At 71.4% G+C, this 14,897-nt stretch carries 16 protein-coding genes; 9 read left to right on the top strand and 7 right to left on the bottom strand.

Going from position 1 to position 14,897, the window contains the following annotated elements:
- Window positions 1-163: 163 nt before the first annotated feature.
- The gene (locus B9S57_RS09920; RefSeq protein WP_103515160.1) at window positions 164-2,548 is read right to left on the bottom strand and encodes an excinuclease ABC subunit UvrA; all 2,385 of its coding nucleotides are present in this window, start codon (window positions 2,546-2,548) and stop codon (window positions 164-166) included.
- A gap of 370 nt (window positions 2,549-2,918) precedes the next feature.
- Here B9S57_RS09920 and B9S57_RS35345 point away from each other — a divergent pair, with 370 nt between their 5' ends.
- Window positions 2,919-3,413 carry an SHOCT domain-containing protein gene (locus B9S57_RS35345; RefSeq protein WP_103515159.1) on the top strand — a complete coding sequence of 165 codons (495 nt, stop codon included), beginning with the start codon at window positions 2,919-2,921 and terminating at the stop codon, window positions 3,411-3,413.
- A 103-nt stretch (window positions 3,414-3,516) separates the two neighbouring features.
- Window positions 3,517-4,314, top strand: coding sequence for a tyrosine-protein phosphatase (locus B9S57_RS09910; protein ID WP_103515158.1), 798 nt, complete (start codon window positions 3,517-3,519; stop codon window positions 4,312-4,314).
- 107 nt (window positions 4,315-4,421) lie between these two features.
- Here B9S57_RS09910 and B9S57_RS09905 read toward each other — a convergent pair whose 3' ends face one another.
- Both B9S57_RS09905 and B9S57_RS09900 read right to left on the bottom strand, forming a co-directional pair.
- Entirely contained in the window at window positions 4,422-4,958 is a 537-nt protein-coding gene (locus B9S57_RS09905) for a hypothetical protein (RefSeq protein ID WP_103515157.1), read from the bottom strand.
- Window positions 4,955-5,530 carry a hypothetical protein gene (locus tag B9S57_RS09900; protein ID WP_103515156.1) on the bottom strand — a complete coding sequence of 192 codons (576 nt, stop codon included), beginning with the start codon at window positions 5,528-5,530 and terminating at the stop codon, window positions 4,955-4,957. The genes B9S57_RS09905 and B9S57_RS09900 overlap by 4 nt, the downstream gene beginning before the upstream one ends.
- Window positions 5,531-5,759: 229 nt before the next feature.
- Here B9S57_RS09900 and B9S57_RS09895 point away from each other — a divergent pair, with 229 nt between their 5' ends.
- Complete coding sequence (locus B9S57_RS09895) at window positions 5,760-6,173, top strand: DUF1992 domain-containing protein (protein WP_103515291.1); 414 nt, start codon at window positions 5,760-5,762, stop codon at window positions 6,171-6,173.
- Between the two features lie 37 nt (window positions 6,174-6,210).
- The gene (locus B9S57_RS09890) at window positions 6,211-6,693 is read left to right on the top strand and encodes a GNAT family N-acetyltransferase (protein WP_103515155.1); all 483 of its coding nucleotides are present in this window, start codon (window positions 6,211-6,213) and stop codon (window positions 6,691-6,693) included.
- Between the two features lie 83 nt (window positions 6,694-6,776).
- Here the strand turns inward: B9S57_RS09890 and B9S57_RS09885 are convergent, their stop codons facing one another.
- The gene (locus B9S57_RS09885) at window positions 6,777-7,163 is read right to left on the bottom strand and encodes a VOC family protein (RefSeq protein ID WP_103515154.1); all 387 of its coding nucleotides are present in this window, start codon (window positions 7,161-7,163) and stop codon (window positions 6,777-6,779) included.
- A 304-nt stretch (window positions 7,164-7,467) separates the two neighbouring features.
- Here B9S57_RS09885 and B9S57_RS09880 point away from each other — a divergent pair, with 304 nt between their 5' ends.
- Window positions 7,468-8,040 (top strand): DUF6328 family protein, encoded by a 573-nt coding sequence (locus B9S57_RS09880; protein ID WP_103515153.1) that lies wholly within the window; start codon window positions 7,468-7,470, stop codon window positions 8,038-8,040.
- A gap of 4 nt (window positions 8,041-8,044) precedes the next feature.
- On the opposite strand, the gene B9S57_RS09875 is transcribed toward B9S57_RS09880, so the two are convergent.
- The 3 genes from B9S57_RS09875 to B9S57_RS09865 form a co-directional block, all read right to left on the bottom strand.
- On the bottom strand, window positions 8,045-8,872 hold the full coding sequence (locus B9S57_RS09875) for a VOC family protein (protein WP_103515152.1): 828 nt from the start codon (window positions 8,870-8,872) through the stop codon (window positions 8,045-8,047).
- 101 nt (window positions 8,873-8,973) lie between these two features.
- Window positions 8,974-9,888, bottom strand: a complete 915-nt coding sequence (locus B9S57_RS09870) for a cation diffusion facilitator family transporter (protein WP_103515151.1) — start codon at window positions 9,886-9,888, stop codon at window positions 8,974-8,976.
- A 118-nt stretch (window positions 9,889-10,006) separates the two neighbouring features.
- Entirely contained in the window at window positions 10,007-10,345 is a 339-nt protein-coding gene (locus B9S57_RS09865; protein ID WP_103515150.1) for a DUF6479 family protein, read from the bottom strand.
- Window positions 10,346-10,702: 357 nt separating this feature from the next.
- Between B9S57_RS09865 and B9S57_RS09860 the strand changes: the two genes are divergently transcribed.
- Genes B9S57_RS09860 through B9S57_RS09845 form a run of 4 tightly spaced genes read left to right on the top strand, consistent with a single transcriptional unit; the run spans window position 10,703 to window position 14,811 of the window.
- On the top strand, window positions 10,703-11,098 hold the full coding sequence (locus tag B9S57_RS09860; RefSeq protein WP_103515149.1) for a hypothetical protein: 396 nt from the start codon (window positions 10,703-10,705) through the stop codon (window positions 11,096-11,098).
- 34 nt (window positions 11,099-11,132) lie between these two features.
- Entirely contained in the window at window positions 11,133-11,705 is a 573-nt protein-coding gene (locus tag B9S57_RS09855) for a 2Fe-2S iron-sulfur cluster-binding protein (protein WP_103515148.1), read from the top strand.
- Window positions 11,702-12,718 (top strand): xanthine dehydrogenase family protein subunit M, encoded by a 1,017-nt coding sequence (locus tag B9S57_RS09850; protein WP_103515147.1) that lies wholly within the window; start codon window positions 11,702-11,704, stop codon window positions 12,716-12,718. Before B9S57_RS09855 ends, B9S57_RS09850 begins: the two co-directional genes overlap by 4 nt.
- On the top strand, window positions 12,715-14,811 hold the full coding sequence (locus tag B9S57_RS09845; protein ID WP_103515146.1) for a xanthine dehydrogenase family protein molybdopterin-binding subunit: 2,097 nt from the start codon (window positions 12,715-12,717) through the stop codon (window positions 14,809-14,811). Before B9S57_RS09850 ends, B9S57_RS09845 begins: the two co-directional genes overlap by 4 nt.
- Window positions 14,812-14,897: the final 86 nt, after the last annotated feature.

Genomic DNA, 14,897 nt, shown 5'->3' with positions numbered 1-14,897 from the left:
TCAGATGCTAGGTCAGCGCTATGGCGAGCAGCAGGGCCACACGCTGTGACCTTGCACTCTCCGAAATGTACGGGATTCCCTGGGTAGAGCGGCCTTGTCCGCGGACACGGCCGGAGGCGAATCCCGACGCCGGGCAGGGGGATTGGCGCCGGGCCCGCCCCGGTCAGCCGCCGACGTAGGCCGCGAGGTGCTCGCCGGTGAGGGTGGATCCGTCCGCGACGAGATCGGCCGGTGTGCCCTCGAAGACGATCCTGCCCCCGTCGTGGCCGGCGCCCGGCCCGAGGTCGATGATCCAGTCGGCGTGCGCCATCACCGCCTGGTGGTGCTCGACGACGATGACGGACTTGCCGGAGTCGACGAGGCGGTCCAGCAGGCCCAGCAACTGCTGCACGTCGGCGAGGTGGAGACCCGCGGTCGGCTCGTCGAGGACGTAGACGCCGCCCTTCTCGGCCATGTGGGTGGCCAGCTTGAGCCGCTGCCGTTCGCCGCCCGAGAGCGTGGTGAGCGGCTGGCCGAGGCTGAGGTAGCCGAGTCCCACGTCGGCGAGCCGGCCGAGGATGCGGTGCGCGGCCGGGGTCTGTGCCTCGCCGGTGCCGAAGAACTCCGCGGCCTCCGCCACCGGCATCGCCAGCACCTGGCTGATGTCGAGGCCGCCGAAGCGGTACTCCAGCACCGAGGGCTGGAACCGCTTGCCGTCGCACTCCTCGCAGGTGGTCGCGACACCGGCCATCATCGCCAGATCGGTGTAGACGACCCCGGCGCCGTTGCAGTTGGGACAGGCGCCGTCGGAATTGGCGCTGAACAGACCGGGCTTCACGTCGTTGGCCTTCGCGAAGGCCTTGCGGATCGGGTCGAGCAGACCCGTGTACGTCGCCGGGTTGCTCCGTCGCGACCCCCGGATCGCTCCCTGGTCGACCGACACCACGTTCTCGCCCGGAGGGATCGACCCGTGCACGAGCGAGCTCTTGCCGGAGCCGGCGACGCCCGTGACGACGGTCAGGACCCCGAGCGGGACATCGACGTCGACATCCCGCAGATTGTGCGTGGTGGCACCGCGGATCTCCAGGGCGCCGGTGGGCTTGCGCACCGTCTCCTTGAGGGCGGCCCGGTCGTCGAAGTGGCGGCCGGTGACGGTACCGCCGGCCCGCAGCCCCTCGACGGTGCCCTCGAAGCAGACGGTGCCGCCCCCGGTGCCCGCACCCGGGCCGAGGTCGACGACGTGGTCGGCGATCGAGATCGCCTCCGGCTTGTGCTCGACCACGAGCACCGTGTTGCCCTTGTCCCGCAGCCGCAGCAGGAGGTTGTTCATCCGCTGGATGTCATGCGGGTGCAGGCCGATGGTGGGCTCGTCGAAGACGTAGGTGACGTCGGTGAGCGAGGAGCCGAGGTGCCGGATCATCTTGACGCGCTGGGCCTCGCCGCCCGACAGCGTGCCCGCCGACCGGTCCAGCGAAAGATAGCCGAGGCCGATCTCGACGAAGGAGTCGAGAGCCTGTCCGAGCGCGTCGATCAGGGGCGCGACCGACGGCTCGTCGAGGCCGTGGACCCACTCCGCCAGATCGCTGATCTGCATCGCGCAGGCGTCGGCGATGCTGATCTTCTTGATCTTCGAGGACCGGGCCGCCTCGCTGAGCCGGGTTCCATCGCACTCGGGGCAGGTGGTGAAGGTGACCGCCCGCTCCACGAACGCCCGGATGTGCGGCTGCATCGCCTCCTTGTCCTTGGAGAGGAACGACTTCTGGATCTTGGGGATCAGCCCCTCGTAGGTGAGGTTGACGCCCTCGACCTTGACCTTGGTCGGCTCCCGGTAGAGGAAGTCCTGCATCTCCCTCTTCGTGAACCTGCTGATCGGCTTGTCGGGGTCCAGGAGGCCCGACTCGGCGTAGACCCGCACGGTCCAGAAGCTGTCCGACTTCCAGCCGGGGATGGTGAACGCCCCCTCGGCGAGGGACTTGGAGTCGTCGTAGAGCTGCGTGAGGTCGATGTCGGAGACCGTGCCCCGGCCCTCGCAGTGCGCGCACATGCCACCGGTGCGGCTGAAGGTCGCCTTCACCGTCTTCTTGTTGCCCCGCTCCACGGTGATGGCCCCGCTCGCACGGACCGAGGGCACGTTGAAGGCGTACGCTCCGGGCGGGCCGATGTGCGGTGCGCCGAGGCGGCTGAAGAGGATGCGCAGCATCGCGTTGGCATCGGTGGCGGTGCCCACCGTGGAGCGGGGGTCGGCCCCCATGCGCTGCTGGTCGACGATGATGGCGGTCGTCAGCCCTTCGAGGACGTCGACCTCGGGTCGCGCGAGCGTCGGCATGAAGCCCTGGACGAAGGCGCTGTAGGTCTCGTTGATCATCCGCTGAGACTCCGCGGCGATCGTGCTGAAGACCAGCGAACTCTTGCCCGAGCCGGAGACGCCGGTGAACACCGTGAGCCTGCGCTTGGGGATCTCGACGCTGACGTCCTTCAGATTGTTCACACGCGCACCGTGCACACGGATCAGATCGTGACTGTCGGACACATGCGGCGCGGACGCCCCCGTGCTCTTCCTCGTGGCCATGCTCGTCGTCTCTCCATCTGTTCGCGGGGCCGTCTTCGCGGCTCCCGTCTGCGTGGTCGCGGCAACGGTGGTTGTCTACCAGACCGGTGGCGCGGTCCGGACCGGAATCACCTGCGGGGCGGGCCGGAGCACCGCACGTCGCCGGCGACTCCGGTCCATCGCCGCGCACGCCCGTCGCCCCCGCAGATCACGCTACGGGGGGCCGGGTGCCTCCGCTTCTTCATTCCTGACCGGTTGCCGCGGGTCCTGGGGCGGTCCGGCCGCGGGGTGCCACGGCCCCACCTCGCCGATCATCGCCTTTCACCATGCGTCACCGTTTGTCCGAAGTTATGCTGCTGTCGACCCAGAACCGCAAGGGGAAGGACGTACCGTGGCCGTGGCACCCGTGGAGTACCTCGTCGTCACCTTTCCCGGCGGAAGCTTCGCCGGGGCGATCGCGCCCGTACTGGCCGAAGCCGTGGCCTCCGAGGCGGTACGCATCCTCGACCTCACCTACGCGCGCAGAGCCGGGGGCGGCGCTCTCGAGACCGTCGCGCCGCGCGAGATGGACCCTCAGGGGCTGGTTTCGTTCGAGCCGCCCGAGGACCGGCCCGCCGGGCTGCCGCGGATCGCGGACCTCGATCTGCTCGACCGGGTGCCCGAGGAGGGCTCCGCCGCCCTGATCGTGTGGGAGGACCGCTGGTCGGTGCCCCTCACCCGAGCGGTCCAGGAGGCGGGGGGCCTGCTCCTGGCGCACGAGAGGGTACCGGCGGACGGCGGGGACGACGTCATCACGCTCCTCGAGCGGCTCGCCGGCCTGAGACAGCAGGGCGTCCTCACCGACGCCGAGTTCGCGGCCCAGAAGACGAGGATCCTCGCCGACTGACCCCGCCGCCGGCGCCCAGGTACCTCACGTCCCCATGTCGATATTCGCACGCCGTGCGACGTTGATTCCGACCTGCATTCTGTCGGGAAAGAGGCAGTTCATCGTGCAGACCGCCCGGGCCGTCCCCGCCTCAACCGTTGTCAATCTGCGCGATCTGGGCGGCATCGCCCTGGGACGCCACCGCCGCCTGAAGCAGGGAATCCTCCTGCGCTCGGGCCAGCTCAGCGATTTCGACGCGGAGCACGACATGGCGGTGGCCGCACTCGGCATCCGCACCGTCGTCGATCTGCGCACCGCCGAGGAGCGCCAGTGGGCGCCCGACCGGCTTCCGACGGGTGCCAGGCTCTTCGTCGCCGACGTCCTCGGCGACAATCCGGGCGTCGCGCCGGCCCGGTTGCGGGCGCTGCTCAGCGACCCGGAGGGGGCGGCCGCCCTGCTCGGCGGGGGGAAGGCGGAGGAACTGTTCGCGCAGACCTACCGGAAGATGGTCCTCGCCCCGGGGGCTGCGGCGGCCTACCGCGCCTTCCTGGACACGGTCGCGGATCCGCGGGCGAGACCACTGCTCTTCCACTGCGCGACCGGGAAGGACCGGACGGGCTGGGCCACCGCTCTGCTGCTGATGATGGCGGGCGCCTCGCGCGAGGTCGTACGCGCGGAGTTCCTGGCGGTGAACCGTGCCGTCCGCGCCGCCTACGGGCCGGCCGTACGGCGCTTCCTCGACGAGGGCGGGGACCCGTGCATCGCCTCCGCGGTCATCGAGGCCCGGCCCCGGTATCTCGAGGCGGCCCTGGACGCGATGGACGAGCGCTGGGGCGGTCTGGACGGCTATCTGAGCAAGGCGCTGCGCCTTCCTCCCGCCGTGGCCGCGCAGTTGAGCGCGGACCTGGCCGTTCCGGCCTGACGGGCCGGTTCGCGTCGGGTGACGTCCGTGGCGGCCCGTGGACGCGAACCGGCCCGGGGCCGCGTCGGGGGACGTGGCACCGGGCCGGCGTGCGGCGTGCGCACCGCTCAGATCTTCAGCAGCTGTTCGCTGATGTCGCGGTAGCGCTGGAGCGCTATCCGCAGTTCCTCGGTCTGGGCGTCGGTGTCCTGCTCCTGCCAACTCGCGCGCAGGACCCGCCTGCGTTCCGTGAGGGCTTCGGTCAGGCCCGAGACGATCTGGTCGAAGGTGCTGTCCGCCTCCTCGACGGCCCTGCGCGGGCTCTCGACGAAGTCGGTGACCGCCTGCTGCATGCGCTGCGCGAGCTTGTCCTGGGCGTCACGGGGCACCAGAGGTCCCTCGGTGCCGGTGGTCCCGTGGTGGCCGGTCCGCTCGGGTGCCGGAACGGCGGGGGCCGTTCGCGGGGCGGGCGGGACACCGGGATCGTCAGGGCCGTCGCTCTTCGGCTTCAGGCTCCTGCTGTCCCGTGACGCGGTTGCGGCAGTGGTTCCGGTGGTCCCGGACGTCCTCGCCTCTGCCGCATCGGGCGCCGCGGCCGGAGTGCCGTTGAGCCGCGGCTCCTCGGTGGGAACGGGGTCCGTCTTGTGTTCGATGCGCTCGGTCATGCTGCTGCACTGCCTTTCGCCTCGTGCCGGTCCTTAGGGGCCGGCTCGTCCGGTGCGTCCGCGAGCAGTACGTCGAAGAGTGCTCGGGACTCGATCAGGGCCTTCCGCATCTCCTCCGTGCCGCCCTGGCCGCGCACGGCCGTGTGCACCCTGCGGTAGCCGTCGACCTGGTGGGCGTGATGGACGGAGAGGGCGGCCGTCTGTTCCTCGAAGCTCTCGCCGTCCGGGAAGCCCCGGTCACGAGCCAGCTGTGCCAGGAGGGCGTCGGCTTCGACGACCGCGTCCCTGGGGGAGTCGATGAACCGTTCCTGCACCTCTGCCCAGCGGCGGGCGTACGTCTCGCGGGCTTCCGCCGGCAAGGGCCGCTCGGACAGGGAGCCGTGCAGCTTCACCCGCTCGGAGAGCTCGTGCTCGGCCGCCTTGGTGTCGCCGTCGTGACGGGCGACGGTGCGGTCGTACTCGGGTCCGAAGCGGCGCTGCAGTCCATGTCCGCCGGTCACCCGGCCGCGGACGAGGAAGAAGGCGAGCGCTGCCACCAGAACGACGGCGACGATGATCACCACGGTCGTCATGGGCGGCGCTCCCGTCGGTTCGCGGTCGGTGCGTGGTGCTCTTCCACTCTCGTCAACCCCTTCCGGTTCGGGCCCGGTTCGGTGTGTCCGCCGGGCTGTCCGCACCAGCCGTGTACCCACTCGGCACCGTTCAAGGCGGGAATGTTCCCGGTATCCTGGACCGCCCCGGACCGGACGTTCCCGGACGAACGCCGAGCCGTCCGGGAACGCGTGGCGAGAGGGGCATGTGGTGACCGAGCGCAAGCCCGCAGGGGTCAGCTTCGAGACATGGGTGGACCGGCAGATCCGCGAGGCGGAGGAGCGCGGCGCCTTCGCGGACCTGCCGGGCGCGGGCAAACCGATTCCCGGCCTCGAGAGGCCGTACGACCCGATGTGGTGGATCAAGGGAAAGATGGAGAGGGAGGGCCTGTCGGCGCTCCCGCCCTCCCTCGTGCTGCGCAAGGTCGCGGAGGATGCCCTGGAGGAAGCGTCCCGGGCCCGCTCGGAGGCGGAGGTCCGGCGCGTTCTGGGCGAGGTGAACGACAGGATCCGCGAGGCGCTGGCCAGGCCGCCCGCGGGCCCGCCGCTGAACCTGGTGCCCTTCGACGTCGAGGCGGTCGTGGGGGAGTGGCACGCCGGCCGCGGTGGTCGTCGAGAGGTGTGATGCCCGCGGTGCGCCCGGAGTGGGTAATACTCGCCTCATGAGATCGAGCATTACGGGCCGACGCCGTGAGGTCCGTGTCAGGCGGGCCGTCGCACGGGATGCCAAGCGGCTCACCCGCCTGGTCACCACTTCGCGCGCCTACGAGGGCCCGTACGCGCCCATGGTCGAGGGCTACAAGGTCGGCCCGGACTACATCGAGGCGCACGCCGTCCACGTGGCCGTGGACGACGACGGCCGGGTGCTCGGCTTCTACGCCTTGGTCCTGTCCCCGCCCGAACTCGACCTGATGTTCGTCGCCGACGACGCCCAGGGGCTGGGGATCGGGCGCCTGCTCGTGGGCCACCTGCGCGACGAGGCGCGCCGTGCCGGTCTGGATCGTGTCCGCGTGGTCGCGCATCCGCCGGCCGAGGGCTTCTACCGCAGCGTGGGCGCCGAACGCACCGGCACTGTCGCGGCCCGCCCGCCCGCGGTCATGTGGGACCGGCCCGAGCTGGCCATCCCGGTCGACGTCCGTTCCTGAGCAGGACGGCCGTCCTGCTCAGGAACGGACGTCGACCGGGCCTCTCGTCTGGATCATGCCGGGCTCGCGCCGGACGAAAGACCCTAGGACCAGCCGCCGTACGGACGGGTGATGAGCTCCATCCCGTGACCGCTGGGATCGGGGAAGTACACCCCGCGCCCGCCGTCGTTGTGGTTGATCTCGCCGGGGTGCTTCATGTGGGGATCGGCGTAGTAGGCGATCCCCCGCGCCTCGATCTGCTCGAAGGCGATGTCGAAGTCCGCCTCCGATACGAGGAAGGCGTAGTGCTGCACGGTGATCGACGCGGCGGGAACGGTCGCGAAGTCCAGTGTGACGCCGTTCGCGAGGACGACGGGGATGAAGGGTCCCCACTCCGTTCCGACGGTGAGACCCAGCAGCTGCGCCAGGAACTCGGCGGACTCGCGGTTGTCCCGGCTGTGAACGATGGTGTGGTTCAACTCGACTGACACTGTGGAATGCCTCCAACGGGCATCTCACGGGCTACCTCCACGCCTCACCCGGACGGTGACCGACGCGCGATGCCGTGCGACGATCCTAAGCGAGTCGTCACGGTGTGTCGAGGCAGTGGCCCGCGGTCGGCAACGGGCTCCCGGGCCCCGGCCGCCGGTGGTGTGGTGCTTTCCCCGGCGGCTGCGACCATGGAGAGCGTCGGCGGGCGGACTGCCCCGCTGCTGCCGGTGGACGCGGGGACCCAGGCATCATGACGGCCTCGCGGGGCACCAGTACCACCTCGACGAGGTGGGGGAGGCAGGGATGGGACAGATACCCGGGGACGGTGACGGGAGAGACCGGTCCGGTGGGAAGCCGGGCGGCGGCCGACAGGAGACGGAGGAGGAGAGGGCGGACCGCCAGTGGGGCGACCTGCTCCAGGAGCTCCGGGTCGCGCAGACCGGTGTGCAGATCCTGTTCGGCTTCCTGCTCGCCGTGGTCTTCCAGCCCCGCTTCGCCGACCTGTCCACCGTCGACCGGAACATCTACGTCGTGACCGTCATGCTGGGATCGGCCACCGCTGCCGTGCTGATAGGGCCCGTGTCGTACCACCGGCTGCTCACCGGCCGACGGATGAAGCCGCAGACGGTCATCTGGGCCTCCCGTCTGACCAAACTCGGGCTCGGCCTCCTCTTCTGCACGATGTGCTGCACGCTGCTGCTCATCCTGCGGGTGGCGCTGCACAATGTGGTGGCCCTGTGGCTGGTCGGGGCGATGGCCCTGTGGTTCCTGGCCTGCTGGTTCGTGTTCCCGCTGTGGGCCATCGCCCGGGAGGCCGGTCGCCGGCCCGGCGACGACGGGGTCAGGGACGCCGAGGACCGGGGTCCGCGCCCCTGACCCGTCAGTCCTCGTCCGCGTCCTCCGGGCTGCGTACGTCCGTCACGGTGAACAGCCCGCCGTCGGGGTCCCGCAGCGTCGCCTCGCTGCCGTGCTGCACCTCGCGCCGCTCCATGACGCTCCCGCCGCTCCGCTCCGCCGCGAGGACCGTCGCGCCCACGTCGGCCACCGGGAACTGCACCTGCCAGTGCGGCCGTACCTGGGGGTCCGGCGCGGCTTCCACGGCACCGGAGCTGATCCGGGCCAGCGGGCGCCCGTTGCAGCGTACGAGCACTTCCTCCTTCACGTACGCGACCTCGCACCCGCCCGGCTCCCCGCTCTCCCAGCCGAGGACCTCGCCGTAGAAGATGGCGGCGTCGAAGGCGTCCCTGGTGCGCAGCCGGAGCCAGGCGTGCGCCCGGTTCCCGGAGGGTGCGAGGGTGGCCGCGCGACCGGTCCACTCCCAGACGCCGAAGGACGCGCCGTCCCGGTCGGCGGCCAGGACGGCACGGCCCTGGCCGACGGTCAGCGGGCCCACCCCCACGGTGCCGCTGCGCTCGCGGATACGGTCGGAGACGACGTCGGCGTCCCGGACCGAGAAGTACGGCATCCAGGCCACAGCCACCTGGTAGGCCGACGCCACGGCGCCGATACCCGCCACCGGCACACCCTGGGAGCGTGCCATCACGAATTCCCTGCCCAGCGGCCCCGCGCGGAAGGTCCAGCCCAGGACGGCGCCGTAGAAGCGCTGGGCGTCCTCCAGGTCGCGGGTCACCAGGTGCACCCAGCACGGAGCGCTCGCACCGCTCAGCACCGCCGGTTCCGGCGCGGTCCGCGGATCGCCAGTAGTCATGGTCCACTGCCCTATCGGTTCTGCGGCATGACTTCTTCGGTGCCGCGCGGCCAGGACCAGCCTCATGCGCGTCGGCTGGTCCCGCAACGCGGCGGCCGCGATCACACCCCGCCGCGCGGCGGCGCGTTCGTGATGTCGAGGAAGACGTGCTCGGCCTCCGGCCAGGTCCCCGCGATCGACCGCTTGATCCGGACGGAGACCCGCTCGACCTCCTCGCTGTCGATGCCCGGTGCCAGATCGACCCTGGCCGCGACCAGCACCGAGTCGAGACCCAGGCCCATGGTGAACAGGGCCGCGACGTTGTCGATCTCGGCCTGGGAGGTGAGGAAATCCTCCACACCACGGCGCAGCTCCGGATCGGCGGACTCCCCGATCAGCCGGTCACGGGCGTCCTTGCCGAGCCGGAAGGCGACGTAGACCAGCAGCAGACCGATCCCCAGGGAGGCCGAGGCCTCCCACACGACGTCTCCCGTGACCAGGTGCAGCACCATCCCTGCCATGGCCAGCAGCACACCCAGTACGGCGGTGCTGTCCTCGGCGATCACCGTCCGCAGCGCGGGGTCGCGTGCGGCGCCCTTCTCCCGGCGGAGTTGCAGCAGCGCGCGGACCAGCGAGCCGCCCTCGGCGAGGAAGGCCACTCCGAGGACGACGAGGCCCACCGTGTATCCGTCGGGTGACTCCTGGTCGTCGCTGCTCAGCGCCTCGAAGCCCTGGAAGAACGAGAAGCAGCCGCCCACGACGAAGATTCCTACGGCCGCGAGGAGCGACCAGAAGTAGCGCTCCTTGCCGTACCCGAAGGGGTGGCGGGCGTCGGGAGGACGGTGGCTGCGCCGCAGGGCGGCCAGCAGGAAGACCTCGTTCACGCTGTCCGCCACGGAGTGGGCGGCCTCGGACAGGAGCGCCGGGGACCCCGTGACGAGCCCGCCGGCGGTCTTGGCCGCCGCGATCACGAGATTGGCGGCGAAAGCGACCAGGACGGTCACACGGGTCCTGCGGTCCGACTCGGGCTGGTTCATATGCCCCCCGGCTTCATGTTCCTCCGATCGACGGTGCGGCCCGGAATCAGCCGTCCGGGCCCGTTCGCGGACGGGCCCGGACGGCTGCTCCCCTGCGGCCTGCGGCACGCTTCGTGCGTCAGTCACGCCGGTTGTCGTCCTCCGGCGGCGGGATCACCTCGTTACCGCGGTCGCTGAGTTCGTACGGGGTCATCGCCCGGCCGTCCTCCGGGAAGCGGTCCGGGTGGTGCCTTCCGGCCTCCTGGATCTCGGTCCGGTGGTCCGGACGGGGCGGCTGCTCCTCGGGGCGCGGAGGCGGTGACTCCTTGTCCCGGCGCCGCATCCCGAACCAGAAGCCACCGATCAGCAGGATCACCACGGCGAGTCCGGCGACGCCGACGATCACGCCCACCGCGCCCGGGCCGTCGTCGGCGAGGATGGCGGCGAGCGAGTCCTTTGCTCCGTTCGTTACGTCCATGCATGGCGCATACCCCGGGGACTCGATCGCAGACAGCCATTGACATGAATTCATGTTTTATGACGATGTCACGGTAAATGTGTTTCATATGGTGTAAATCGGCTACACCATGATCTCTGACGGTGCCTCGCGAACTGGGGGTGGCCCAGGGGTGGGTGCCGGGTGGGGTCGCCCCTCCCGTACCCCGGTACGGGCCCGGTTGTCGTTCGTGTCGCCGACACGGAGCCGTGGGGCGAGCCTGGAAGGAGACCCGGGACCGCTGGAGGCGACGTGATGTGCCGCAGGTAACCGGTGGGGCCGCCGCCGGTGTCCCGGCAGCCGGTCGGTGCCCGGATGCCCCAGTGAAAGGAATCCAGGGTGAACAGCACGCAGGAGCAGACACAGGAACACCAGGAGAGCGGCGACGTCGTGGTGGCGGTGACCGGGTGCCCGAAGGAGGACGCGCGCACGGTCTTCGACGTGCTGCGCCGCTCGTTCGCCTCCGACCGCCCGGCGAGCGACGCGCCCGAGGACGCGTCGGACACCCGCCCCACGGTGTGGACGGCGACCGTCGACGTCTCCGAGGCGAAGGCGGGCCAGGGCCCGGCTCGGCTCTCCGCGCCGGTGATGGTCGAGGCGCAGGGCGGCTACTGGGCGGTCGACCGCCTCCGCACACACCTGGCGGACGCCTTCAGCGTCCGGCTCGTCGGAACGGCGGCCGGCGACCAGGAGCAGGAGATCCGCCTGCGGCTGGAGAGCCACCGTCCCGCGTGACCACCGCACCACACGAACCGGAAGGTACGCGTACATGGATGCCACCCCCGGGACCGTCGGCGGGGAAGCGGTGCAGGCGCCGGTTCCCGACGACCGTTCCACGTTCACCCTGCACGTCGACGGCACGGCACGGACCCTGACGCTGGATCACCGCACCACCGTGCTGGACGCACTGCGCGAGCATCTCGGACTCACCGGCACCAAGAAGGGCTGCGACCACGGCCAGTGCGGGGCGTGCACCGTCCTCGTCGACGGCAGGCGCGCCAACAGCTGCCTCCTGCTGGCCGTCGCCCAGCAGGACGCCCACATCACCACCGTCGAAGGACTGGCCGACGGCGACCGGCTGCACCCGGTGCAGGCCGCCTTCCTGGAGCGGGACGCGCTCCAGTGCGGCTACTGCACCCCCGGGCAGATCTGTTCGGCGGTCGGCATGCTCGGTGAGGCCGCGGACGGCTTCCCGTCGCACGCGACCCCTGCGGCGACGCTCGCCGACGAGGGACCGGCCCCGCTCGGCGCGGACGAGATCCGGGAGCGGATGAGCGGCAACCTCTGCCGGTGCGGCGCCTACCCCCACATCGTCGAAGCGATCCAGGACGTGGCCCCGTGAAACCCTTCGCCTACCTGCGCCCCGGAACCGTCGCCGAAGCCGTCCGTGCGGGAGCCGCGCATCCCGGCGCGCGGTTCCTCGGAGGCGGCACCAACCTCGTCGACCTGATGAAGCTCGGTGTGGAGTCGCCGGACCTGCTCATCGACGTCAGCCGCCTGCCCCTGGACCGGGTGGCACGGACGGACGACGGCGGCCTTCGGGTCGGCGCTACCGTACGCAACAGCGATCTCGCCGCCCATCCCGACGTGCGCGGCGTCCGTCCCGCCCTGTCGCAGGCCCTGCTGGCGGGCGCGTCCGGGCAGCTCCGCAACACCGCGACCACCGGCGGGAATCTGCTCCAGCGCACCCGGTGCCCGTACTTCCAGGACGTCTCCAAGCCCTGCAACAAGCGGATTCCCGGCTCGGGCTGCCCGGCACGCGAGGGAGCGCACCGCGACCTCGCGGTGCTCGGCCACTCGCAGGACTGCGTCGCCACCAACCCCTCCGACATGGCGGTCGCCCTCGCGGCCCTCGACGCCACCGTCCAGTTGCACGGACCCGAGGGGGAGCGGACCGTGTCCGTGACCGACTTCCACCGGCTGCCCGGCGACAACCCCGACCAGGACACGGTCATCCGCCCGGGCGAGCTGATCACCGAGGTCGTGCTGCCACCGCCGCCCGCCGGCGCCGTCTCCCTCTACCGCAAGGCCCGGGACCGCGCCTCGTACGCCTTCGCCCTGGCCTCCGTCGCAGCCGTGCTGAGCGTGCGTGAGGGCCGTGTCGACCGGGTCGCACTCGCCTTCGGCGGGCTCGCGCACCGGCCGTGGCGTGCCCGGGTGGCCGAGGACGTGCTGCGCGGGGCCCACGCGGACGAGGACGTCTTCGTACGAGCCGTGGAGGCCGAGCTGGCGGCCGCCAGGCCCCTGCGCGACAACGGCTTCAAGGTGGACCTCGCCCGCCGGCTCGCCGTCGGCGCCCTCACCGAACTCGCCGCCCGGACCGCCTCTCCTAGTGACCGAGGACTTCCGTCATGAGCGACTCCTCCCGGGCGCCGGGCGCGCCCGTCGTCCGCCGGGAGGGCCGGGACAAGGTCACCGGCACCGCCCGCTACGCCGCGGAACACACCGCACCCGGCTGTCTTTACGGCTGGATCGTCCCTGCCACCGTCGCGAGCGGTCGCCTCACCGCGATCCGTACCGCCGACGCGCTCGCCGTGCCCGGGGTGCACACCGTGCTGACCCACGACAACGCGCCGCGGCTGGAGGAGGCCGACGACCCCATCCTCGCCGTGCTCCAGGACGACCGGGTGCCGCACCGTGGCTGGCCCGTCGCCCTCGTCCTGGCCGAGAGCCCCGAAGCCGCGCGGGCCGGCGCGTCGGCCGTGCACGTCGAGTACGCCACCACCGGGCACGACGTCGTCCTCACCGGCGACCACCCGGGGCTCTACACCCCGGAGGAGGCCAACGGCGGCCACCCCGGTCTGCGCGAACGCGGCGACGCCATGCGGGCTTTCGACGCCGCACCCGTGCGGATCGACGCCGTCTACACCCTGCGACCGCTGCACAACCACCCCATGGAACCGCATGCCTCCACCGCCCGGTGGGCCGACGGGCACCTGACCGTCCACGACTCCAGCCAGGGTTCGACCGCCGTGCGCAACAGCCTGGCGAAGGCCCTCGGGATCGACCGGGGCAGCATCACCGTCATCTCCGAACACGTCGGTGGCGGCTTCGGGTCGAAGGGCACCCCCCGTCCCCAGGCCGTTCTCGCCGCGATGTCCGCACTGCACACCGGACTCCCGGTGAAGCTCGCCCTGGAACGGCGTTGCATGGCGGCGCTCGTCGGTCACCGCGCGCCCACCCTGCAGCGGGTGCGTCTCGGCGCCGACCGGGACGGCGTCCTGAACAGTGTCTCCCACGAGATCGTCACACAGACCTCCCGGATCAAGGAGTTCGTCGAACAGGCCGCCGTACCCGCCCGGGTCATGTACGCCTCGCCCCACAGCCGCACCGAACACCGGGTGGCGGCCCTGGACGTGCCCAGCCCGTCCTGGATGAGGGCGCCCGGGGAGGCCTCGGGCATGTACGCGCTGGAATCGGCCATGGACGAACTGGCGAGCGCCCTCGGGATCGATCCGGTCGAGCTGCGCCTGCGCAACGAGCCGTCGGCCGAACCCGACAGCGGACGCCCTTTCAGCAGCCGCAACCTCACGGCGTGCCTGACCGAGGGCGCCAGGCGCTTCGGCTGGTCCCGCCGGGACCCGCAGCCCGCCTCCCGCGAGGAGGGGCCCTGGCTGCTCGGCACCGGGGTCGCCTCGGCGACGTACCCCGTCCTCGTCGCGACGTCGTCCGCCTCCGCGCGGGCCGTCCCGGACGGCTCCTACCGCATCGGGGTCAACGCAACCGACATCGGCACCGGCGCCCGCACCGTGCTGGCCCAGATCGCCGCCTCCGTCCTGGACACACCCCCGGAGAACGTCCGGGTCGACATCGGGAGCAGCGACCTGCCCACCGGGTCCGTCGCGGGCGGCTCCTCGGGCACCGCCTCCTGGGGATGGGCCGTGCACAAGGCGGCCACCGCCCTGGCGCACCGGATCGCCGCGCACACCGGGCAGCTCCCGCCGGAGGGGATCACGGTCACGGCCGACACCGGCGAGGAGACCGCGCAGGAGTCCCCCTACGCACGGCACGCCTTCGGCGCCCACTTCGCCGAGGTGGCCGTCGACTCCCTCACCGGCGAGGTGCGGGTGCGCAGGCTGCTCGGCGTGTACGCCGCCGGACGCATCCTCAACTCCCGTACGGCTCGGTCCCAGTTCATCGGAGGCATGGTGATGGGCCTCGGTATGGCCCTCACCGAGAGCAGCACCATGGACCCGGTCTTCGGCGACTTCACCGAGAGCGACCTGGCCTCCTACCACGTCCCGTCCTGCGCGGACGTCCCCGACATCCAGGCGCACTGGATCGACGAGGACGACCCCCACCTGAACCCCATGGGAAGCAAGGGCATCGGGGAGATCGGCATCGTCGGAACCGCCGCCGCGATCGGGAACGCCGTCCGCCATGCCACGGGTGCCCGGCTGCGCGAACTGCCCCTGACCCCGGACAAACTGCTGCCCTACCTGCCGTGACACCCGGTGACCGGCGCTCTCGGTTGCGCAACCGGCCCCCCGGGGTCACCCTGATGAGTGACCCAGAAGTGATTGCAGCTCACGCT

The sequence above is a fragment of the Streptomyces sp. SM10 genome, from assembly GCF_002910915.1.
Taxonomy (GTDB): domain Bacteria; phylum Actinomycetota; class Actinomycetes; order Streptomycetales; family Streptomycetaceae; genus Streptomyces.
The sequence above is the reverse complement of the archived record's forward strand: the minus strand, read 5'-3'. Positions and strand labels throughout refer to the sequence as shown.